Origin of the sequence: Comamonas aquatilis (assembly GCF_965139575.1) — a bacterium.
Lineage (GTDB): Bacteria > Pseudomonadota > Gammaproteobacteria > Burkholderiales > Burkholderiaceae_C > Comamonas > Comamonas aquatilis.
In genome coordinates this window covers 1-19,708 of the sequence record NZ_CBCSIW010000002.1, presented here as the reverse complement: position 1 = coordinate 19,708, position 19,708 = coordinate 1, and the positions used below count along the sequence as shown (strand labels likewise).

20 protein-coding genes are annotated in these 19,708 nt (G+C 58.6%); 3 read left to right on the top strand and 17 right to left on the bottom strand.

Annotation, left to right across the window (positions count from 1 at the left end; genetic code table 11):
• Window positions 1–11 precede the first annotated feature (11 nt).
• The 10 genes from ACNAZA_RS03115 to ACNAZA_RS03070 form a co-directional block, all read right to left on the bottom strand.
• Complete coding sequence (locus ACNAZA_RS03115; protein ID WP_415794945.1) at window positions 12–395, bottom strand: hypothetical protein; 384 nt, start codon at window positions 393–395, stop codon at window positions 12–14.
• Window positions 396–397: 2 nt separating this feature from the next.
• Window positions 398–3,145 (bottom strand): phage tail tape measure protein, encoded by a 2,748-nt coding sequence (locus ACNAZA_RS03110; RefSeq protein WP_415794944.1) that lies wholly within the window; start codon window positions 3,143–3,145, stop codon window positions 398–400.
• Window positions 3,146–3,252: 107 nt separating this feature from the next.
• On the bottom strand, window positions 3,253–4,050 hold the full coding sequence (locus tag ACNAZA_RS03105; protein WP_415794943.1) for a phage tail tube protein: 798 nt from the start codon (window positions 4,048–4,050) through the stop codon (window positions 3,253–3,255).
• A 36-nt stretch (window positions 4,051–4,086) separates the two neighbouring features.
• A complete protein-coding gene (locus ACNAZA_RS03100) occupies window positions 4,087–4,500 on the bottom strand; it encodes a hypothetical protein (protein ID WP_415794942.1) in 414 nt (137 codons plus the stop codon).
• A gap of 5 nt (window positions 4,501–4,505) precedes the next feature.
• A complete protein-coding gene (locus tag ACNAZA_RS03095; protein ID WP_415794941.1) occupies window positions 4,506–4,844 on the bottom strand; it encodes a hypothetical protein in 339 nt (112 codons plus the stop codon).
• Window positions 4,841–5,884: a major capsid protein gene (locus tag ACNAZA_RS03090; protein ID WP_415794940.1), complete on the bottom strand. Its 1,044-nt coding sequence runs from the start codon at window positions 5,882–5,884 to the stop codon at window positions 4,841–4,843. Before ACNAZA_RS03090 ends, ACNAZA_RS03095 begins: the two co-directional genes overlap by 4 nt.
• 27 nt (window positions 5,885–5,911) lie before the next feature.
• Window positions 5,912–6,277 (bottom strand): head decoration protein, encoded by a 366-nt coding sequence (locus tag ACNAZA_RS03085; protein WP_415794939.1) that lies wholly within the window; start codon window positions 6,275–6,277, stop codon window positions 5,912–5,914.
• 29 nt (window positions 6,278–6,306) lie between these two features.
• On the bottom strand, window positions 6,307–7,665 hold the full coding sequence (locus tag ACNAZA_RS03080; RefSeq protein ID WP_415794938.1) for a S49 family peptidase: 1,359 nt from the start codon (window positions 7,663–7,665) through the stop codon (window positions 6,307–6,309).
• Complete coding sequence (locus ACNAZA_RS03075; RefSeq protein ID WP_415794937.1) at window positions 7,662–9,254, bottom strand: phage portal protein; 1,593 nt, start codon at window positions 9,252–9,254, stop codon at window positions 7,662–7,664. Before ACNAZA_RS03075 ends, ACNAZA_RS03080 begins: the two co-directional genes overlap by 4 nt.
• A 2-nt stretch (window positions 9,255–9,256) precedes the next feature.
• Entirely contained in the window at window positions 9,257–9,499 is a 243-nt protein-coding gene (locus ACNAZA_RS03070) for a hypothetical protein (protein WP_415794936.1), read from the bottom strand.
• 157 nt (window positions 9,500–9,656) lie between these two features.
• Here ACNAZA_RS03070 and ACNAZA_RS03065 point away from each other — a divergent pair, with 157 nt between their 5' ends.
• Window positions 9,657–10,610, top strand: a complete 954-nt coding sequence (locus ACNAZA_RS03065) for a hypothetical protein (RefSeq protein ID WP_415794935.1) — start codon at window positions 9,657–9,659, stop codon at window positions 10,608–10,610.
• A gap of 99 nt (window positions 10,611–10,709) precedes the next feature.
• On the opposite strand, the gene ACNAZA_RS03060 is transcribed toward ACNAZA_RS03065, so the two are convergent.
• Window positions 10,710–11,495 carry a Rha family transcriptional regulator gene (locus ACNAZA_RS03060; RefSeq protein ID WP_415794934.1) on the bottom strand — a complete coding sequence of 262 codons (786 nt, stop codon included), beginning with the start codon at window positions 11,493–11,495 and terminating at the stop codon, window positions 10,710–10,712.
• Window positions 11,496–11,818: 323 nt separating this feature from the next.
• Here ACNAZA_RS03060 and ACNAZA_RS03055 point away from each other — a divergent pair, with 323 nt between their 5' ends.
• Window positions 11,819–13,177: a hypothetical protein gene (locus ACNAZA_RS03055; protein WP_415794933.1), complete on the top strand. Its 1,359-nt coding sequence runs from the start codon at window positions 11,819–11,821 to the stop codon at window positions 13,175–13,177.
• Between the two features lie 15 nt (window positions 13,178–13,192).
• Window positions 13,193–14,641: a ParB N-terminal domain-containing protein gene (locus tag ACNAZA_RS03050; protein ID WP_415794931.1), complete on the top strand. Its 1,449-nt coding sequence runs from the start codon at window positions 13,193–13,195 to the stop codon at window positions 14,639–14,641.
• Here ACNAZA_RS03050 and ACNAZA_RS03045 read toward each other — a convergent pair.
• The 6 genes from ACNAZA_RS03045 to ACNAZA_RS03020 form a co-directional block, all read right to left on the bottom strand.
• The gene (locus ACNAZA_RS03045; protein WP_415794930.1) at window positions 14,578–15,600 is read right to left on the bottom strand and encodes a DNA adenine methylase; all 1,023 of its coding nucleotides are present in this window, start codon (window positions 15,598–15,600) and stop codon (window positions 14,578–14,580) included. The genes ACNAZA_RS03050 and ACNAZA_RS03045 overlap by 64 nt on opposite strands.
• 47 nt (window positions 15,601–15,647) lie before the next feature.
• Window positions 15,648–15,980, bottom strand: coding sequence for a Mor transcription activator family protein (locus ACNAZA_RS03040; RefSeq protein ID WP_415794928.1), 333 nt, complete (start codon window positions 15,978–15,980; stop codon window positions 15,648–15,650).
• A 51-nt stretch (window positions 15,981–16,031) separates the two neighbouring features.
• Window positions 16,032–18,062, bottom strand: a complete 2,031-nt coding sequence (locus ACNAZA_RS03035; RefSeq protein ID WP_415794927.1) for a phage terminase large subunit family protein — start codon at window positions 18,060–18,062, stop codon at window positions 16,032–16,034.
• Window positions 18,059–18,619 carry a hypothetical protein gene (locus tag ACNAZA_RS03030; protein ID WP_415794926.1) on the bottom strand — a complete coding sequence of 187 codons (561 nt, stop codon included), beginning with the start codon at window positions 18,617–18,619 and terminating at the stop codon, window positions 18,059–18,061. Before ACNAZA_RS03030 ends, ACNAZA_RS03035 begins: the two co-directional genes overlap by 4 nt.
• A 127-nt stretch (window positions 18,620–18,746) precedes the next feature.
• Window positions 18,747–19,307, bottom strand: a complete 561-nt coding sequence (locus ACNAZA_RS03025) for a hypothetical protein (protein WP_415794925.1) — start codon at window positions 19,305–19,307, stop codon at window positions 18,747–18,749.
• The gene (locus ACNAZA_RS03020) at window positions 19,304–19,645 is read right to left on the bottom strand and encodes a hypothetical protein (RefSeq protein ID WP_415794924.1); all 342 of its coding nucleotides are present in this window, start codon (window positions 19,643–19,645) and stop codon (window positions 19,304–19,306) included. The genes ACNAZA_RS03025 and ACNAZA_RS03020 overlap by 4 nt, the downstream gene beginning before the upstream one ends.
• Window positions 19,646–19,708 lie beyond the last annotated feature (63 nt).

The window sequence follows — 19,708 nt, the reverse complement described above, 5'->3', positions numbered from 1 at the left end:
CTATTTCTTTCTCAAACCGTGATCAGCCGCAGCGTGGCGACATAGGGGTAGTCGGCAGGGGGCAGCTCGGGCCGCGCAACCGGTTTGGCGCTGACGGGGTTGTCGGCAGCAAACTGCACGCTGAAGCTGCGCCCGTCGGCCAGGACCAGCGGGTACTGGGCGCCCGGCTCTTGTGCCAGGGCCTGCACGGCCAGCAGGGTCTGACGAGCGATCCAGCCCTGGTCCTCCACCGCCTGCAACGTGATAGGCCGGCCCTCGATCACCGCCATGGCATCGATGACCAGGGCGCCAGTGATGGAGCGGTCCACCGCTTTGGCAACGGCAGACCAGTCGAACTCGTCCACCCACAACATGCCGCGCGGCAATTCGATCTCGTTGAGCCAATGACCGGCCATGACTACCCTCCTCTGAGCTGAGCGGAACGCTCCAGCTCCTGCATGAATTGCTGTGTGGCTTCGCTGCCCTGTGCATCCGTGCCCCAGCCGTAGGAACGGCCGTTGAGGTACACGTCATGGCGATGAGTAATGACGCGCTGGGGCAGCGCCGGGGCGGGCGAAGGTGCGGGAGCTGGCGCGCTAGGAGTACTTCCAGGCACAAGCATTCCAGGCGGTATCGCAGGCTTGCGCACGGGCTCCTTGCGTTCCTTGTCGGCAGCGTTACGTACTGCCTGCTGCAGATCCAGACCCTTCTGGGCTTCCTTGACGGCAAATTCGGTCAGGTCGTACTGGTACATGCCCAGCTGGCCCTGGGCCTTGGTCTGAAACGGGTTGTCCTTGGCGTACTGGGTTTTCCACTGATCCCACCAGGCATCCAGCTCCTTCTGACTCTGGAAAGTCGGTACCAGTGCCAAGGGGCCAGACTTTTGCTGCATGACCGAGTCGGAGCCTTTGACTCCAGCATTGCGCGCATCCAGGGAATGGCCAGAAAGGTTCTGGCTGCCCACATTGCGGCTTTGGTGGCTGAAGCTCTCCAGCGCTTGGCCTGCATTGCTGACTGAGCTGGCCACTCGATCAAAGTCGGCCGCCATGGAGCTGGTGACTTTCTTGGTGGCCTTGTCGGTGTTGACCAGCGCCTTGCCCGCATCATCCAAAGCGATTTCGTAGCCCTTGACGGCAGCCTGGGTCTTGAGCCATTCAGGCGCAATGCCGCCATTGGCTGCAATCACTTTGTCGGCCATAGATTTCCAGGCCTCGGCAATGCGCATGGGCGGCTGCTGGCCGTCTGACTCCAGCCGATCAAACGCGGCCTTGGCCTGGCTTGCCATGCGCTGCAGATCCTCATTGGTGGTCAGGCCCAGATCCTTGTAGGCCTGCTCCACCAGCGCCGTCGCTTTTGCAGCATCCGCTGCTGAGCCGGCCAGGTTGCGCTGGATTTTGTCGATTTCCAGCAGTGCTTTGGCAGCGGCCTGCATATTGCCGCTGGCAATCAGTTGCTGATATTCCGTCTTGAGCAGCCTGACCGACTCGGCCGCAATCCGGTCGGCCTCGGCCTTGGCGGCCGCATCCTTGGCGGCTTTGGATGCCGCCTTGCCGGTGGACTCAATGGCATCGGCCACTTTCTGTAGCTCAGCTGCCGATGTCGTGGCGGCGGCCGCAGTCTCGCCAACTTCCCCGGTCAGCCCGGCCCATCCATCCCGGGCCGTTTGCGCACCATCGGCCATGGCCTGAAACGCCTCTTGCGACTTTGCGGCCAGCGCTTCGGAAGAAGCCCAGGTTGCCTCGGCAGACAAGCGCGCATCTTCTGCAGCCTGGGCCCAGGCCTGGGAGACGGCACCAAAGGTGATCTTGGAGAGGCCTTCGTACAGATAGGCCAGCCCACTTTGGATATTGCTGGCCACGCCGGCAAAGGCTTCGCCCACCTTGTAGATCACAGCCATGACGCCGTTGACGCCCGCCGTCATCACGCCCCAGGCCAGCTGCAGGCTGTTGCCGGCATTGGTCGCGTACTGGCCGATGCGCTGGAACGTTTCGCCGGTCTCGCTGGCAAACACCTGCAGCCGCAAGATCACCGCATCAAAGTTGACGTTGGCAGCAAACGCCTGAAAGTACTTGAGCCCGCTTTCAAATGCGGTAGCCAGGGTCTGCCCAAACTTGGCAATCGTGCCGTCATCCAAGCCGCGGCGAATGGCGGCAGTCAGTTCATCGACCCCTGTGCGCACCACGGGCAGCACGGGCGTGTTGAGCACCTGCACCGCAGCATCCCAGACACTGCCCAGACTCTTCATGGAGCCCTGCAAGTTGTCCGACATGGTTTTGGCCGTCGCTGCAGCGCTGCCTTGGGCGTCGTTGAGCTTGGCCGTCAACTCATCGAGCGAGCCCATGCCCTGGTTGAGCAAGGCGCGCAGCGCGGGCCCGGCCTCCAGGCCCACGGCATTGATGGCTTTCTCACCCTCTTTGCCCTTGGCGGCCAGCTGGTGCAGCGCTTCTTCAAAGTTGGTGGTAACAATGCCGGCCGCACCCAGCTCCTTGCGAAACGACGACAGCGGATTCTGAAACTGGCTCAGAATGGAGTTAAGCGCCGTACCGGCACGGCTGGCGTCTATGCCTGCATCGGCAAACTTGCCGATGATGGCCACCGTGCTCTCCAGGCTCAGGCCCAGGGTGTTGGCCACAGGCGCCGCATAGCTCAGCGCCTGGGCCAGGCCTTCCACGCTGGTGTTGGTGGCATTGGCGCCCTTGGCCAATACATCGGCCACGCGGCCGGCATCTTCAAATGCCAGGCCCATGCCCATCACGGCCTTGGTCACTATCTCACTGGCCGTGCCCAGCTCGATGTCGCCGGCCTGGGCCAAGGCCAACACGGCGGGCAGCGCTTTGATGGAGTCGCCCGCATCCAAGCCGGCCTTGGCCAGGTTCTCCAGCGCACCCGCAGCCTGCACCGACGTGAACTTGGTGTTGCTACCCGCATCCTGCGCAGCCTTGGTGAGCGCAGCCATCTCGGCGGCCGAGCCCTCGGTCGCTGCCTTGACCCGGCTCATGGCGCCTTCAAACTCGGCCGCGCTCTGAATACCGCCGGCAAAGGCTTTGATGCCAAAGTAGCCGACGATGGCCAGGCCCACAGCCTTGGCATTTCTCTCCAGGCGGCCCAGCACCGCAGACGCGTTGTCCTTGGCGTTGATGACGATCTGAATGGGCTTGAATGCCATGGCTTGGAGATACAGGTAGGAGTGAGTACTTCGGTTTGCGCTGCAGCCAGCAAAAACAGGCCGCAGTGCAAACCGCCCCGGAGAACCGAGAGGTTTGGTTAAGTGATTTAGGGGATCAGCGCTGCGCGGCCGTCCACATAGACGGCTTCGCCGTTGTCGGGCTTGAGCACTTCCACATCCAGGCCGATCTGGCTGTAGTCGTTGCCGTCCTGAATCAGCGGCAGCTCGCCGGTGGGCGACAAGGTGACGCTGGGGAAGAACCAGTCACGGTTGGCGCCATGGGCGTTGTCGGCAATCAGCTGCAGCGCGCCTTTGAGATCGGTGCCGTTGCCCGACTTGATGCGCTCCCAGCTGACCTGGGCACGGGTGTAGCCCACAGAGACGGCGGTGGCCGCAGCAATGGCGCCGCCCTCCACGATCTGCAGCAGGCCCAGGCTCACATCTACGAGGTAGTCCTTGTCCACCTCATAGGTGGTTGCGTCGTCTTCGCTCTTGAGCACCACGGCGCTGATGTCTCGGGCACCGGTGGGGGCCCCTGGCGTCACGCCCAGCTGGTAGATGCGGCCGGGCTCGACCGTGTGCTTTTCTGCGGTGACTGCGCCAGAAGCCTGGGTGTGCGTCTCCACCGTGCCCGACAGAAACAGGCCCAGATTGGCAGAGCTGATGTTGTCGGTAGTCAGGCCGGCCTTGCGGGTCACCTCGATCAGGATCTCTTCATCCTTCTCGCGCAGACCGCCTTGCGAGCTGTAATGCGGCGCTTTCTCACCTTCAACGCTGAGCGAGAAGCCGGGGCAGTTGCCGAACTGGCGCCCGCCCAGGCGCTTGCCCTCGGCATCGAACGGATAAAAGACAAGGCGTCCACGGGGAATCTGGTATTCCTTTTTGACGCGGGGCAAAGCAGCCATGGTGCTCTCCTAAAAAATGATGGGTTGGCGCCGGACTCAAACGTCCAGCGACTCAAAGACCGAAACGCAGGTGAACTCCACCGAGTAGCCCACCAGCCCTGCATCGCTGAACTCGGCTTCGCGCACGCCGGCCACCTTCAGCTCGGACCAGGTACGGCCATCACTGGAGAGCGGCTTGCAGCCATGCAGGCCGCCAATCACCGCCGTCATGGCGGCATCCAGATCGGCGGCAGCCTGGGCGCTGCGCTTGGCCACCAGCACGCAGGACCAGCGCGGCTCCAGTTGTGCCGCTTCACGCGACACATCACCGGGCGCAGCGCCCACCATGCGGATCTCGATGGCCGGGACTTGCGAGCGATCGCAGTGCTCAGACGCACCGCGCACCTGCCAGCCATTGAGGGCTGCCAGGGTTTGCAGGCGCGCTTTGAGGGCAGATTCCAAAAGCAACATGGCGATCAGTTCAAAAAGACGATGGGAAAAGTGGCCCAGCCGGTGGCGTCCGCCACCACCGGCCCGGTTACCTCGCAGGGCTGACCGGCCAGCACCAGGGCCGTGCTGCCCTCGGCAATGCCGGGGGCGTTGGCAATGCACATGGCCACGGTCTGGCGGTCGGCGGTGACGGCGTGGTCCAGGTAGCCGTCCAGCGGCGCGCGATTGAAGATCACGCCGAAGCACTGGCCGCCCTGCCAGCTGGCCGTGGCATTGGCCAAGGTCTGGCTGATGCCCTGATTGATCAGCGCATCCACAACAGCGAATGGGGCAAGGTTTGCCTGCATACCGTTGAGCCCGTTCATGCCTTGCGCTTGGCACGCTGCAACATGCCGGGGCGGGTGCACATGAACAGCGGGTAGCTGCGCACCTCGGGGCGCACCCATTCCTCGCGGTCCTTGTCCGTCACCACCATGGCGTACACGTCCTGGCCGGGTGTGTTGACGAACGGGAAGGACTCGGCCGGCGAGAAGCCGACGCGGAAGGCATCCGGCGCGCCCACGGGGAAAAACTGGCACTTGTCCGGGTGCACGGCCACGGTGCTGTTGTCGTCGGTACCCCGGTAGTTGATGAACTGGATGTTGCCGTAGCGAAACGAACCGAAGACCTGGCCCACGTCGTTGCGCAGGTCGCGCGCTTCCTGCTGGTTCAGATAGGTGCCGCGCGTTTCGGCATTGCCCGTCAGGTCGTCAAAGAAGTTGTCGCCGCACAGGCCCACAGCGTAGGTCTGGCCTGGCAGCCAGGCACCGTGGCTGGCGCGCATCATGTCGCGGATGAGCGCATTGCACTGCTTGCGGATCTCGCCGCCTTCGGCCGTGGCATTGGCCAGGTCGAAGTTGATCTCGGCAGGCTGGGCAATGCCGAATTCTTCATACCAGTCCACCAGCACCGAACCGTCGGCGTCCAGCACCTTGCCCTGCACCGCGCCCAGGCGCATGTGCTCGTGCGTCAGCTCCACGGCGGCGCGCAGGCCGGTCTTGCCGTTCATGATGTCGGCCAGCTCGTTTTGCACCGCCTGCAGCTCGCTGGTTGTGCCAAAGGCCCGAATGTTCTGCACCGACGACGCATAAAGCGTCTTGCCGCGCGCAATGCGCAGGGTGTCGAAGTGGCGCATGCGGCGGCTTTCGCCCTTACCTTCTTCAATGGGTGCGCCGCGCGGGCTGGTCTTGATGAGGGACAGCACGCCGCCCTTTTCCTCGATCGCCACGGTGGTGGTACGCGAGCGCTCGGTGGTGAAGATGCCCAGTTGCCCCAGCAGCTGCGGCGCATAAGGTGCCGACTGGATGGCGATGGACATCGAGGTCATGCTGAATGCCTCGTGCGCAAAGATGTTGAGATCGGCCATTTCAAAAGTCCTTTTTCTGGCGCGGCTTCAGCGCGCAACAATGCCCACGACGGCCAGTTGGGCCAGGGCAGCAGTTTTCTGGGGTTCGGTTGTGCCTGCGGGCCAGGCCAGCGCATGGACGGCCACTTCGGCGTCGCGGGCGGTGATGACGGCGGCGTGGGCTGCGGCGGTGCTGTCCACGGCGGCAAACAGCACGGCAATGGCGGTCTGGCTGCCGTTGTCGTTGGTGGGGCTGACTGCCGTGAATTCGCCACTGGTAGTGACCTTGCCCAGCACTGCGCCGGGTTGCAGGTTTTGGCCCTGCGCGATAGTGACCACTTCGCGCGAGCGCGTTCCGTTGGCCTCGCTGACCAGATAGCAGGCCGTGCCGGGCCCGAGTTCTTGCACTTGCATGGTGTGTGCTCCTGTTCGTGGGGGTTGGGTTACTCGGTGCCAAAGGCTTTACCCCAACCGGCTGCGGCCTGGGTTGCGGCCTGCGCAGAGCTGTCGGGGCTGGCTGCCTCGACGCCCGAGACATTGGGGTTGCCCAGCGCAGCCATGGCCTGGGCAAACTGGTTGGTGGCTGCGGGTGCCAAAGCGGCCACGGCAGCAGCCGGTGCGGCATCGAGCACGCCCTGGGCCTGCTCTGCCGTCAGCCCACCCGAAATGCAGGTCTGCGCCAGTGCAGCGTTGGCCGATGCATTGGCATGGCCCAGGATGGCGGCCACGCGCACACGTTCAGCGGTGGCACCTTCGGCCCGGGCTTGCTCCAGGCTGGCCTGGGCAGGCGCTGCAACGGCAGGGTTTGCTGCAGAAGCTGCGGCGGGCGTGGCAGGAGCAGCCGCGGTGGTTTCGGTACTGGGTTGGGTCATAGAGATTCCCTTGGGTTGTGAAGACAGTCCCGCGCCTGCGGAATAGCTGCGGGCACGGCGGGCGGCCAGCTCGGCAATCACGGCATCGGCCGTGCCAATGCGGTCTGCCAGGCGGGCAGCCACTGCGGCCACGCCCCGGTAAACGGATGCACGCGTGTCGCGCACGGTCTGCTCGGTCATGCCCCGGTGCAGGGCCACGGCCTGGATGAACATTTGGTACAGCCCCTCGATGTCGGCCTGCAGGTTGGCGCGCACCGCATCGGGCAAGGGCTGGTAGGGGTTGCCGTCCACCTTGTGGTCGCCGGCAAAGATGTGAGAAACGCTGATGCCCTCATTGGCCAGCGCGCGGCTGAAATCCACATGGCGCATCACCACGCCAATCGAGCCCACGTAAGACGTGGCAGAGAGCACCACTTCATCGGCTGCGCTGGCGGCCAGGTAAGCGGCACTGGCGGCCATACCGTCGGCCACGGCCACAATGGGTTTGCTGCCGCGTGCGGCGTAAATGCGCTCGGCCAGCTCAAACGCGCCAGAGACTTCGCCACCCGGGCTGTCCATCACCAGGGCAATGGCGTGCACCTCGCTCTTGGCCAGGGCATCTTCCATGTCGGCGGCCAGGTCGTTGTAGCCAATCAGCAGACTGCTGTCGGCCTCTAGCCGGGTGCGGTGCACCAGGCCGCCCATGGCGCTGATCACGGCCACGCCCTCGGTCACGCGGTAGCCGCGCTCGGTGCGCTCGCCCTTGCGGGTGGTAAACATTTCGGCGGGCAAGGCCGCGCGGGGGCTGATGGCGGCTGCATCGATCTGCAAGCCCTCAGTGCCCAGCAGGCGCTGGCCCAGGCCGGCGATGATGGCGTCCAGCTTTTGCGGGTGCAGTAGTAGTGGGGTGTTGAACAGGCGGTCTGCCAGGTGGGGATAGGGACGGCTCATGGCGCATCCTTTTGGGCGGCTGCGCCCTCTTCCTTGTCGCCACCGCTATCGGCGGTGTTGGCAATCCAGGTGGTGGCTGCAGGGTTGACCAGGCCCAGCTCGGCACGGCGCTCGGCTTCAATTTTTTGCTGGTGCAGCACTTCTTCCCAGTCCAGGCCCTGCTCTGCGCACTCCTGCTCCAGGGTCGAAACACCAATCTCCAGCCGCAGCTTGGCGGCGGTGATTTCCTTCACCGGATCCACCCAGCCCTTGCCGCCAAACACAAAGCGGCAGCGGGTATAGGCATAGCGGTTGGCATAAAAACCGGGCGCGTCGATCACGCCCGCGTTCACCGCCTCTTCCAGCCACAACTCATAAATGGGCTTGAGCCAGGTGGTGGTCAGCCAGCGGCGGCGGCCATGAAAGTAGCGCCATGCCTCCAACAGCGCAGCGCGGGCGCTGCTGTAGTTCACTTTGCTGAAGTCTTTGGCAAACAGCTCGTACGGCAGGTTCATGCCTGCGGCAATGCGCCGCTCCACGGATTGCATAAAGGCCTCAAACGCCACATTGGGGCGGCCTGGCGTAAACGACTGCAGCCGCGCGCCCACGGGCAGCGGAATCACCGCCCCGGCCTGCAACTTGCCAATGCTGCGCGACTGCTTGACGGAGTCTTTCCACGCATCGCGCGGCTGGTCGCCAAACAAGGCGGCCGAAGATTCCTGGTCCAGATCAGACTCCAGAAACGCCGCCACCAGCGAATTGGCCAGGCTGGCCTGCAGCTCGTTCTGGGCGTACTTGCCCGCCATATGAAACTCGCGCATCACCGCGCTCACGATGGGCTTGCCACGGCTCTGGCCCGTGCGCTCTTTGGAATGCAGATGCACCACGCGGCGGCGGCCCCAGGGCGTGAAGGCCGGCACGCGCTCCCAGCGGTTCAGGTCCATGGCTTCATCGCCGCGCAAATACAGCGCATCGCCAGGGTGCGCCGCCTGAAAGTGATAGGCAATGGGCGCGCCCTCGCGGTCAAACTCCACGCCCCGACGAATGCGGGCCATGCCCTGCAGGTGCGGCGGCGTCTCCAACCGGTCGGCCTCGATCACGCTGATGCGCGTGGCCCAGGGGCTGTCGGGCCGGGGCAGCCATTTGGGAATGGCCACCGCATCGCCGTTGACCATTTCGCCGCCCAAGGCCAGCACGGTGAGGCCCAGCAAATCCAGCGTGCGCGCGGCGTCGCAATCCGTCGTGTCGGCCCAACTGCGAAAGTGCGCCTCGACCTTGTTGCCCCACTCGCGGGCTTGCTCGGGCGTCCAGCCCAGCAGGCGGTAATCGGGCAGAGCCGACAAGCGCAGCACCGCGCCCACCACGTTATCGCGGTGGGTTTGAATGCCGCCAGCCATCAGCCCGTCATTGCGGGCCAGGTCTCGGCTGCGACTGGTCAGAGTGTCCAGTTCGGGCAGCAGGTCTGCATCGGCACTGCCGGCAAACGGCTGCCAGTCACGCAGAGCCAGATCGGTGTGCGATGCCCCCTGGTGGGCAGACATGGCCGCGCCGCCCTGCGCAAGAGATGCGCGGGCGCGGCTTTGACGGTTCTGACGTGTGCTGCGGCCCATGCTTACACCAGGTAGATGGGCTTGCGCGCTGGCTGGCCCGTACGGCGCTGCAGCTCGGCGTTGATGTCGTCAATGGCGCGGCGCAGCTGCGTCGTGTCGGCATTGAACTGCACGGAGCGCGCGCCCACCCCGTCGGAGCTGTGGCTGGCCTGCGTGGGGCCGGTCAGGCGCGCATCGATGGCGGCCAGATAACTGTCGCGCCGAGCGGTGAGCTGTTCGGTGGTGAGGTGGCTGTAGAGACCCATGCGCCGATGGTCGGCGGATGGCTGCGAACATTCCAGGTGAACAGTTCACAAAAATCGTTCGCACCTGTCTAGCGCTTATGTAGAAACGATATTTACAATCAAATTGATAGCAAAGCTAAGATACCGGCCAACATAAAACAATGCTGAGGGAGCAGACATGGACAAGTACTATGAAATGGCCGCTGAATATTTCCAGAAGGTCGAAGGGCGGCACCTCTACCCCAAGCTCTTCAGTCTCTACTGGTTAGCTTGGTCGGTGACCATAATTGGATTTGCTTACTTGTTTGGTAGTTTTATCCTCAGCATCTTTACCGAGGACACTCCTCCCTCGATATGGTGGATGTTTGGCTTTGAGGTCGCATTCCTTTTTTCCGTGGTGGCCATTCAAGTCCATAAACAGTACAAGCTCCTCGAAGGCGAGGCTGATGCCCCCATCCAGAAGACGAAATTCAAGCTCGTAAAAACCAAGCATCTTCGGGTAAAGCATCTCACGACCGCCACCGGTAAAACACCGGACCAATACGCTGCGACGGCCAAAGAAATTTCCGATTTGATGGCTTTTGAAAAAGCAAGCAGAACTATCTTTGACATTGAGTTCCGAGATGTGATTCGGGCACTTTATGACCCCGAATCCAAAGCACGCATCTTGTCGTTGCTTCTGGCACTTGCTGCGCTGCTTGTCACTCTGCTGAAAGGGTCCGAAGTCGCACCTCTAGCGGATCTGATCCCAGAAATTGAAAAGAAAGGCGGTATCGCTATCTTCAGCGTGGTCGCTCTTGTTAGAGGTGCGCTGTACTTTTCTGCTATCGGATGCGCTTATGTGGCCATCAACCAAGTATTTTTCGTATTGACCTTCTGGCTCAGCAAGTTCAGCTGGAGCAAGGCTGGCAACAGAACTATGCTCAATCACATGTTGCGCGATCTGGTGATGTCGTATGACCCCACCGCCAAGCCCAAAGTTGAACCTGTTACCTCGCCTGAACAAAGCACACCAACTGTGGCCAAACCGGCTAATCCGCCTGCGCCCATCGCGTCGCTCCCCACGCTTGCTGCTGGCGCATTACTTGGAGGCTTGGCATCCCTGATGTGGGACCGCAAAGACGACAAATAATAAAAAACCCCGGCACTTTGTCCGGGGCACTCAGCAGAAAATCAAGCCAAATCGACCTCTAGCGCTTACCCATCAATCGCTATCAGCTATCAAAACTGATTACTTGAAGGTCATCATCAGCGTGCCGGGCTGCAGGCTGGGTGCGGATTGCGCGGCGGGAAGGCCAGGCTTGGCGGCCTGCTTTTCGCGGTGCTGGGCGCGTTGGGTGAGACGCTGAGTGCAGGCCGTGGCCAGGGTGGCGAGCTGGGCGTCGGTGGCGGAGAGAACCTCGCCGCTGGCGATGCGATCGGGCAGCGCGTTGAAGGAGACGATCATCTGGTCGTCGGCTATGGGCTGGGCGTGGGGCACGCTGGGCTGGCCTTCGCGGTCGTAGCCCAGGTTGAGCAGGTACCGAGCGTGGCGCCAGTCGGTGTTGTCTGCGGACATCACGGCGTCGAACACTGCCTGCGTGACCTGGGCTGCCGCTTGAGTGGCCAGACGCTGAGCAAGCTGGATGCGCTGGGGGTCTTGCGCGGGCTGTTGCAGCTCGGCCTCCATGCGGTTGAAGGCGGCGATATAGGCCAGCTTCCAGCGCAGCGCCTCTTTGCCCGTAAAGCCCATGGCCAGCAGCATGAAGCCTTCGCGGGTCATGCGGTAGGCCGTGCCGTTTTGCGAGCCACCCTTGCCGTTTGTGAAATCCACGATTACCTCCTCAAAATTGAGGCGGTAATCATCGGCTGCGGTTTCACGGATCAACGCACGGATGGCACGCAGCACGTTGTCATGGCGCTTGCCAAAGAATTGTGCGACTTGAATGCTAGAAGCGGTGACGATGCCGTCGTGAATAGACAGCTCAGGGCGAGCAGCGACGACGGATGCAGAAGAACCGGTAGAGGTGTCAGCCATGGTGAGGCTCCTGTTGATGGACTTTTGAGCCATCACCCTCCCGACCAAGAGAGGGTGGTGGACCGTGCAGGGTTGGTCGACCGGCAACAGGCACCGGCACACCCTTGCGGGTGTCCCCACACGGCCCACCGTAAAGCGGAGCCATGTGCGCGCAGACATGCTCTAGAAAGCAAAAAGCCGCAGACCATCTTGTGTGGCGCGGCTGCTGCGCCTGTTGTGCCGGGCGACCAAGCCCAGATCACGCTTACGGGCGTGATGGGATACGATTGTACACAGATAAAAGTTTTCAAGAACAACAGTGATAACTGGAGGAGATTTCTTAAATGGCGGCGCCTAGTAACTGGAATGCCACTTTCCGGGGAGCAGAACCTTCATGGGCTAACGCTTGTGTAGGAAACAATGGTAGCCCCGGTTACCGTGAATACGCCGAGGGATTTTCTGATGCGGCAAATATGCTGCTTGCACATGTTTTAGATAACGAAGAAAGAAGCAGCGTAGACATACTTGTATATCCAATTTGCTTCAATATAAGACATGCAGTTGAACTAAGATTAAAACATGCAATTATAAAAATAAAATACTTATACGAAGTAAAAAAAATCATCAAGGTTTTTGATATTGTAACTATTCACGACATTAATAAATTATGGGAAATAATTATTGATTCATGTGCAGAGTTAGATAGAAGATTCATTGTTGCAACAGATAAAATAGCAGAGTATGTTAATGATATTGGTCAAATTGACCCTACAGGTCAAACTTTTAGATATCCATACAACAATGATGACGTGAAGCACCTAACCAATGAATCAATAATTAATCTTTTTGTTATAAAAAAACGCTTCTTAAAATTAAGCGAATATCTTTCTTATTTTATAAATTTAATCGATGATATTATTACAGAATATGAGCAAGGCCTATTCACCTCAAAGCTTTCCAGAGAAGATTTATTTAAAATAACAAAAGTTATCCCTGCGCATGAAAACTGGGGAACCGAAGAATTTCATATTGCAAAAAAACAAATTATTGGGATTTACAACCTTTCCAACAATGATTTTAGTAGAGCGCTCAATGCTATCAAGCAGCATCGAGAGTTTTCATACCTAATAGAAAATAGAAATCAAAATATTGAAATAAGTGAGGCAACCATCCTAAATTTTTTTCAATATTGGATAAAAACAAATCCACAGGCAAAAATCTCAAAAGAAGAACAAGAGAAAATAAATAGACAGAGAATCGAAAATATTTTAAATGATTTTGATTTTCAACCAAAATCACACAAATCAATTATTGAAAGTATAGTTCACCAGGATAAAATATTTGAAGAATATTGGAGATTGCATGGATGCAATCTAACGAACTTAGATGTAGCCTACTTGGCTACATTTTACTCAAACAATGATTTCGATTATTCAGAGCGTTTTTTTAGAACTTTTAACTACGAATTGAAAGTGGCAACAAAAATACCAGAAGAAAACAAAATGAATATCAAATCATTATTTAATAAATTTCGTTATCTTGAAAAGACCATTGATAACCTCCTATTACTTAAAGAAATAGAAATTGCTAAAAATTTGATATCTTATTTAGAAATTCCATTCGACGACTATCCTATTTCTATTTACGAAAGTGGTCGCAATATGCCAAACATTGAAGAATACTATCAAAACAAATTCAATTAAATATAAGGAGCAGTCATGAGTAGAAAAGATTTCGAATTAAAAATCAATACACCTATTTCCGATATTTTACTAGACACAAAAAACCCTAGAATTCGCGATGGAAGCGATCAAGCAGACTGCATTGCTCGGATACTTCGAAAAGAAGACCATTTAAAAGTGCTAATGGAAGATATCGCTAAAAATGGTCTAACGACCGCTCCCATATTAGTTAAATCACAAAACAATAAGTATGTGGTAATGGATGGCAACAGAAGAATAACTGCACTAAAACTTCTAAATAATCCAAAACTATGCCCCAATACTCAATTAAAAAACTTTGTAACCGATCTAAAAGAAAAATACGCAAAGAATATCATCAACAAAGTTGATGTACTTTCATCAACGAATGACGATGCAATTGCTCAAGAAATCCTTAGTCGCCATGATGGCGAGCAAGGTGGTGCAGGACAGGTCAACTGGAATGCATACCTACGCACCATTTTCTTGATGAACAATAGTCACCCTGCCGAATACAAACGCTCCGCACAATATGCCATGTGGGCTGAAGAACAAGGAATATGGGTAGATGACGAGTTCCCAATAACTGCTTTAAATCGTTTTTTAACACAAGAAAATATCAAGGAGCTTGGTTTCTCCATCGTGGATGACAAGCTAAAACCCAATATTTCCATTGACAAAGTCAAACAGATCGCACAATTGCTGTTCAATGATTTCTACACTAAGGCTGCAACAACAGATACCGTTAGAACACCAGCACTAGCAAGTAATTATGTAAAGACTGTTCGTATAAGAGCCGGTTTACCTGGCAGCGTGGCAGAGGAGCAGCAAAAGGCCACATCAGCAAACAACAACACGACTGTTCAAAATAATCAACACGCAACTTCACAAGCGCCCAACCAATCTAATACATCGCCAGCTAATACGAATTCAACCTCGACTACATCAATTCCAGTCACACCAAACCATCAACAGACAAGCCAGCAACCAGCACCGCGCCCTGCTCCAACACCTGTTTTGAATTCTTGGGACAGAAACAAATTATTCGGAACAAAAGCGCCACAAATACCAATCCCATCGACAGAAACCAAGGTAACAGATATTGTTGCAGAGATACGAAAACTTAATGTCAAAGACAATCCAATTGCAGTTGCGATGCTTCTGCGAGGATTAATAGAATTAAGTGATAAGTTTTATCGAACACAAAATACATTAACTGACATTGGGAAACTTGGGAAAAATATTACAGCCAGCGCTAATCACATGCATCAAAATGGGAAAATCAATGCATCTGAGTTAGATGCGATCATAAGGTTTTCTGGAGTTGCAAACGTCAACGATAATCTTTTACACGTTGAGTCTTTGCAAAAAATTATGCATCGTGAAACGCATAATCCCAATTATCAATTGGTCAATACGTTTTGGGACAACATAGCGCCATTTGTAAGAACCTGCTGGCGTAGTTGATGACTGCGAGTCATTGCAGGATCAAAAGGAAGTTCTAAATTCTTATAGAACATGACTTCGCTTGCTTTAGGACGCGCCAAATGCGTTGAGTAGTACAGAGAAAAATTCACTGACTCAACGCTTTGGTAGAGTGCCCTGATTTCAGGACAGTCATCATAAGTGACGAGAACCGGATAATCGGCCTGCTCCACGCATTCGGCAATTGCAGCATGGTCATCAGGCTTGTAGTGATTGCGATACAGCAGACTGCCCTTAACGTAGTAAGGCGGGTCAAGGTTCACAAGGCATTTTTGAGGAAATGTTGGCGCAATGTCCTTGAGAAAGTCCAGCGCATCCATGCCATACACGGTGATGTGCTTGGACATTTCACCAATCTTGGCAATACGGGCACTCAACTCTTCAATGTTGTAGCGCGCATCCAGCTTCCAGTTGCCGTCCTGAGCCTTGCCGCCAATGACACCAGCAGAAAGAATGCCTGAACGATTGGTGCGATTAAGGAAGAAAGTGGCAAAACCTACCTCAACCAGATCAAATTTCTCTGGTGCATCAAGCACTTCTTTTTGCTTGGCCCAAGAGTCCATATTGACTGGCGTGGACTTGATTTTTGCAACCAATTCGCCTGTCTGCTCAGTAGCCGCACGCCAGAATGCATTCACCACCGGATCGGCATCATTGATGACGATGTGATCGACATAGCCACGCATCAACAAAAACAAGGCTGCGCCCGCACCACCGGCATAGGGCTCCGAGTACCAGCCACCAGAGATTTTGTTGTGCCGCATCAATTGAGCCAGCCACGGACCAAGCCTACCCTTACCTCCCGGATACCGCAATGGTGTGAGGAAGGCTCCGTTAGAGGCAGGCTTTTTCTTGGCTGGAGCGGTATCTGGCATAGCTAATAGTTCTTTGACGCGCGGGCGAATTGTCGCCGCTTCTGGCAGTTGATGAAGGTTACGCAAAATATGTCCTCTTTGCTAGCGAAAAAAGAGCATCAATCCCCGAATAATTAAGGGCTAGCACCCTCAAGAATCAGCTTTTGTACCCATCGCACGCTGATCCCGTACTTACAGGCCAACTCCCGAGCATTTCGACCATCAAAGCTGGCTCGTATCTCTTCTGCCACACGCTCACGGTCCAGCGAGCGCTCCGTAGGCACATATACCTGTACCCCACCCAGCCGCTGCACATAGCGGCGCACCAGCTCTTCCGTCAAATCCTCCACCCGCTCCACGCCATGGCATAGCGCGGCGGCAGCCAGTTCTTCGCGCAGCACGGCGATGGGGTCCAGCTTGTTGGCACTGGATACGGAAGGGGTGGTGGTTGTGTTCTGGTTGTTCATTGTTTTGATAGCTGGTTGCGCTGGTTCTGCTTTGGTTTGCATTGGTTTTTATTAATAAAAACTCATGGGGGCGAAAAGCTCGTCGTCTTCGCTATGGCGCGATGTTGTGGCCCGTGGTGGCGCGGCTTCTGCCCTCGGCTGCTCTGGCTGCACGGCCTGGGCTGGGGCGGTATTGAAGAGGTCTTGCGGGGGCTGCACGGTTTGCTCCAGCTGCAGCCAGCGGGCTTCGGGCCATTTGTGGATGCCAAGGCACATGGCGGCGTGCAAGGCGTAGTTGCGGCAGTCCAGCACTTCATTGCGCGGGCGGCGCTTGACCCAGCGGTACACGTCTTTGCCGTTGACCTTGACGAGCACGCGCTGCTCTGCGGTGAGCTGTTCGTACCATTCGCGCGGCAGCTTCTGGCTGGTGTGCACGTAGCCGGGGCCGGGCTTGTCAATAGCGAGCTGGCCCAACAGCAGGTCTTTAGCACTATCCACCCCCACCAGCCAGAGCTTGATGCCGTGCGATATCTTGCGCCCGCGGTAGTTGACCTCTTGCAGGCTGCTGGGGCCGACGATGTTGCGGTTGTCGTTGTTGTCGCCCTTGATGGCGCGCAGGCCGGTGAGCTGCCCTTGCGCGCTGCGCACCCAGTTGTAGACGGCCTGGGTCTGGTCGGACGAGTCGATGCTGATGGCAGACAGCCCCAGGCTGCCGCCGTGCCAGGCCTGTACATAGCGCTGCTGCAGGTATTGGGTGACGGGCTCCCAGTCGGCCTCGCTGGCGGGGTTGCCCTGGATGACCTGGTGAGCGACGGCCCAGCTTTCCAGACCACGGCCCCAGGCCCAGATGGCGATCTCCCACCGGTCGCGCTGCACGTCGACCCCGGCGGTGAGCAGCAGCGCGCCGGCTGGCACGCGGCCCAGGGGGTAGTCTTCGGCCCGGGCCTGCAGGGCGTGTTCGTCACTGCTGTCGCCCTTGAGCTCCCAGGTCTCGCCCAGGGTTTCGTTGGTGAAGCCGGTCATGGGCCCGACGTCGCCTGCCTGCAGGGCGCGGTGCGCCTTCTCGAACTCATCGACGATGCTGACCCAGGTGCGCTGGGGGCTGTAGGCGGCCCAGACATGCACGCCCAGGGTGCGCGGCGGGCGGCAGGGCTGGCCTGCAGCATCGCGCCAGATGCGGTCTGCGCCGTAGCGGCGGCCGGTCTTTTTGCAGACCCAGGTGCCGGTGAGCGGCCAGCCGCCGGGCAGGTAGTCGGCCTGGGTGATGTTCTCCAGGCAGTGGGGACAGACGTGGTGCACGCTGGCGGGCTGGCCTTTGACCCATTTGAAGCCATAGGACAGCTCTTTGCTGCCCCAGACGAGCGGGTGCTCCGCGCCGCAGCGCGGGCATTCGATGTGGTATTGGACGTAGGCGTCGGATTCTTCGCAGGCGCGCTCTACATGGCACATGCCTTTGACGCGGGGCGTGCTGCCGCCGACGAACTTGGGGTATGGCGCGCCCTCCAGCCGGCCTTTGGCCAGGCTGCCGGGGTCGCCGGATTTCTCGATGCTCTGGTCAAAGGCGCTCCATTCATCAAGGATGGAGACGGCCACGGTGATGCGGCGGTAGGCTCGCGCGGCCTTGCCACCTAGCAGGTGCAGCACGCTGTCGCGGAAGGGCTTGTATTTGATAGTGTCTTCGACCCCCTTGCCCTGGCGGCGGGCAGCCTGCACGGCGGCCACGCCGTCGAGCACGGGCTCGATCTCGCTTTTGACGTAGCTGTCGCGGTCGTCGTCGGTGGGCTGCCACAGCGCCTGCTTGCGGCGGCGGTGGGCGATGTTGTAGGCGACGAAGGCGGTGATCATCTTCGTGTAGCCCACGCGCTTGCTCTTTTTGACGGCCAGCTCTTCCACACGGTCGTCGCTCATGAAGTCGAGAATGCCGAGCTGAAAGGGCCAGCCGACCCAGCCGCCCTTCTGGTGGCTGGATTCGCCGGCCAGCAGAAAGTGTTCTGCCGCCCATTCGCTGAGGGTTTGCGGCACATCGGCGCGCAGGCTGGACAGGCCTAGCGCGGCGGCGGCCTGGATTGCGGCCATGGCCTCAAAGCTGAAGGGTGCACTCATGCGGCGTCGCCCTCCTCATCGGCATCCGCTCTGATATCCAATGTTGCGCTCTCGTCTACGTCGAGCTGCGCCATGGCTTCGACCTCTTTGTTGACCAGCTGGCAGGTGGAGCGGATCCATTCGTTGCGCGCGTCGGCCATGATGCGCAGCACGATCAGCAGCACCTCTTGTGGCAGGTCCGGGCAGGCCTTGCGCACCTGGCCTTCGAACTGGTCCATGCGATCGACGATGGCGGAGCTGGCCAGGCCGAGCACGTCGGCCAGGATGCCGATGGGCGCGTACTCGCCACGGGCGACAGCGTTCTTCAACTCCTGCGCCTCGCGCTGGGCCTTGGCCAGGCCGGCGCGTTCTTGGACCAGGTCGAGGCCGCCCAGCTCGCCGCTCATGCGCCCGGCCGCCACTTCACGCAGGCGGTTGCAGTAGGTGGTCAGCAGCTCGGCCCAGGTGCCGCCAGTGGGCAGCTTGCCATCGGCCATGAGGGCGCTGACATTCTGCTGAGACACTCCGATAACGGTAGCAAACTCCGCTTGCGTGGGGCGGTCTTCAAGCTCAATCATCCTCACAATACAACCCCCTTAGGAAACTCACGCAACAGTCCGACAACGCGGTGCGAATTACCCGCTTCAGAGCTGGCTGGGAAGGACCCGCGGCCCTCGATCTGCCTGTTTTTTGTGCAGCGCACCATCAGACCTTCACCTCCAGGCCCAGGGCCATCCGGGCCGACTTGCCCGAATACATCGAGATGCTGGTGTCGCCGCCCTCCATGCGGGCCACGATGCGGCGGGCCCAGTCCTTGCCGTCGTTGCGCTCTTGCAGGCTGACCTTCACGGGCTGCGCTACCACTGGCGCAGGCAAGGCAGGCAGGCCCTGCTGCTGGGCATAGGTCTGGCGCGGCATCACTGCGTCGCACATCTGCTCGAACTGCGGCAGGTTGGGTGGAAAGTCCGCATGCTCGGCAGCCAGGCGAGAGGCGGCCTGCTCCACCACCGTGGCCGGAAAGCGCGACAGCTTGGCATCCCAGACCTTCATGGCCGAGATCGCGCCCTTGTCGTGTTTGCCAGCCATCTGGCCCGTGGAGAACTTGCTGGTGAACAGGCTGCCGTACGAGCCGTGCAACAGCATGAACAGCTTGCGGATCACGAGGCTGACGGCCTGCAACGAGGCCTCAGCAGCCTCCTCGGCCGTGTCGCGATAGGCCTGCGGATCTCGCATGGCGTGGTCTGCAAAGGTGGCGATGTTTTTCATTCCCAAACTCCGTCGAAGATGGCTGCGGCTGCACCGGCATGCTTGTGGCTGTTGGCTGGCTGACGGCCACCACTGCGGCGGCCCGATTCGGGTGCCATGTCGGGTTTGAACAACCCCTGCCAGCCAGCAATGGCGGCGTTTTCCAGCGCAGCAGCGTGGTCTACGCCATCGCGCCGCCAGGCATCGAGCTTGTCCACCGCCATCTGCTTTTGCGCATCGGTCGCCTTTTTGCGCTTGGCGCAGGAATGCCAGGCATCCCAGTGAGTTCGGTTGATCCAGTCCGGAACGACAAAGGCTGGCGCGGTCACGCGCTTGTCTTTTGGTTCTTTACGGTTCAATTGATGGTTCATTGATGGTTTGGGTGCCACAGGTGCGGGGGTGGGGTGCCGCTGGTGCGGGGG

Excerpts from the sequence above, each read along its gene's own strand:
- ACNAZA_RS03115 (WP_415794945.1), bottom strand. The coding sequence starts at position 395 with ATGGCCGGTCATTGGCTCAACGAGATCGAATTGCCGCGCGGCATGTTG.
- ACNAZA_RS03110 (WP_415794944.1), bottom strand. The coding sequence starts at position 3,145 with ATGGCATTCAAGCCCATTCAGATCGTCATCAACGCCAAGGACAACGCG.
- ACNAZA_RS03105 (WP_415794943.1), bottom strand. The coding sequence starts at position 4,050 with ATGGCTGCTTTGCCCCGCGTCAAAAAGGAATACCAGATTCCCCGTGGA.
- ACNAZA_RS03100 (WP_415794942.1), bottom strand. The coding sequence starts at position 4,500 with ATGTTGCTTTTGGAATCTGCCCTCAAAGCGCGCCTGCAAACCCTGGCA.
- ACNAZA_RS03095 (WP_415794941.1), bottom strand. The coding sequence starts at position 4,844 with ATGAACGGGCTCAACGGTATGCAGGCAAACCTTGCCCCATTCGCTGTT.
- ACNAZA_RS03090 (WP_415794940.1), bottom strand. The coding sequence starts at position 5,884 with ATGGCCGATCTCAACATCTTTGCGCACGAGGCATTCAGCATGACCTCG.
- ACNAZA_RS03085 (WP_415794939.1), bottom strand. The coding sequence starts at position 6,277 with ATGCAAGTGCAAGAACTCGGGCCCGGCACGGCCTGCTATCTGGTCAGC.
- ACNAZA_RS03080 (WP_415794938.1), bottom strand. The coding sequence starts at position 7,665 with ATGAGCCGTCCCTATCCCCACCTGGCAGACCGCCTGTTCAACACCCCA.
- ACNAZA_RS03075 (WP_415794937.1), bottom strand. The coding sequence starts at position 9,254 with ATGGGCCGCAGCACACGTCAGAACCGTCAAAGCCGCGCCCGCGCATCT.
- ACNAZA_RS03070 (WP_415794936.1), bottom strand. The coding sequence starts at position 9,499 with ATGGGTCTCTACAGCCACCTCACCACCGAACAGCTCACCGCTCGGCGC.
- ACNAZA_RS03065 (WP_415794935.1), top strand. The coding sequence starts at position 9,657 with ATGGACAAGTACTATGAAATGGCCGCTGAATATTTCCAGAAGGTCGAA.
- ACNAZA_RS03060 (WP_415794934.1), bottom strand. The coding sequence starts at position 11,495 with ATGGCTGACACCTCTACCGGTTCTTCTGCATCCGTCGTCGCTGCTCGC.
- ACNAZA_RS03055 (WP_415794933.1), top strand. The coding sequence starts at position 11,819 with ATGGCGGCGCCTAGTAACTGGAATGCCACTTTCCGGGGAGCAGAACCT.
- ACNAZA_RS03050 (WP_415794931.1), top strand. The coding sequence starts at position 13,193 with ATGAGTAGAAAAGATTTCGAATTAAAAATCAATACACCTATTTCCGAT.
- ACNAZA_RS03040 (WP_415794928.1), bottom strand. The coding sequence starts at position 15,980 with ATGAACAACCAGAACACAACCACCACCCCTTCCGTATCCAGTGCCAAC.
- ACNAZA_RS03035 (WP_415794927.1), bottom strand. The coding sequence starts at position 18,062 with ATGAGTGCACCCTTCAGCTTTGAGGCCATGGCCGCAATCCAGGCCGCC.
- ACNAZA_RS03030 (WP_415794926.1), bottom strand. The coding sequence starts at position 18,619 with ATGATTGAGCTTGAAGACCGCCCCACGCAAGCGGAGTTTGCTACCGTT.
- ACNAZA_RS03025 (WP_415794925.1), bottom strand. The coding sequence starts at position 19,307 with ATGAAAAACATCGCCACCTTTGCAGACCACGCCATGCGAGATCCGCAG.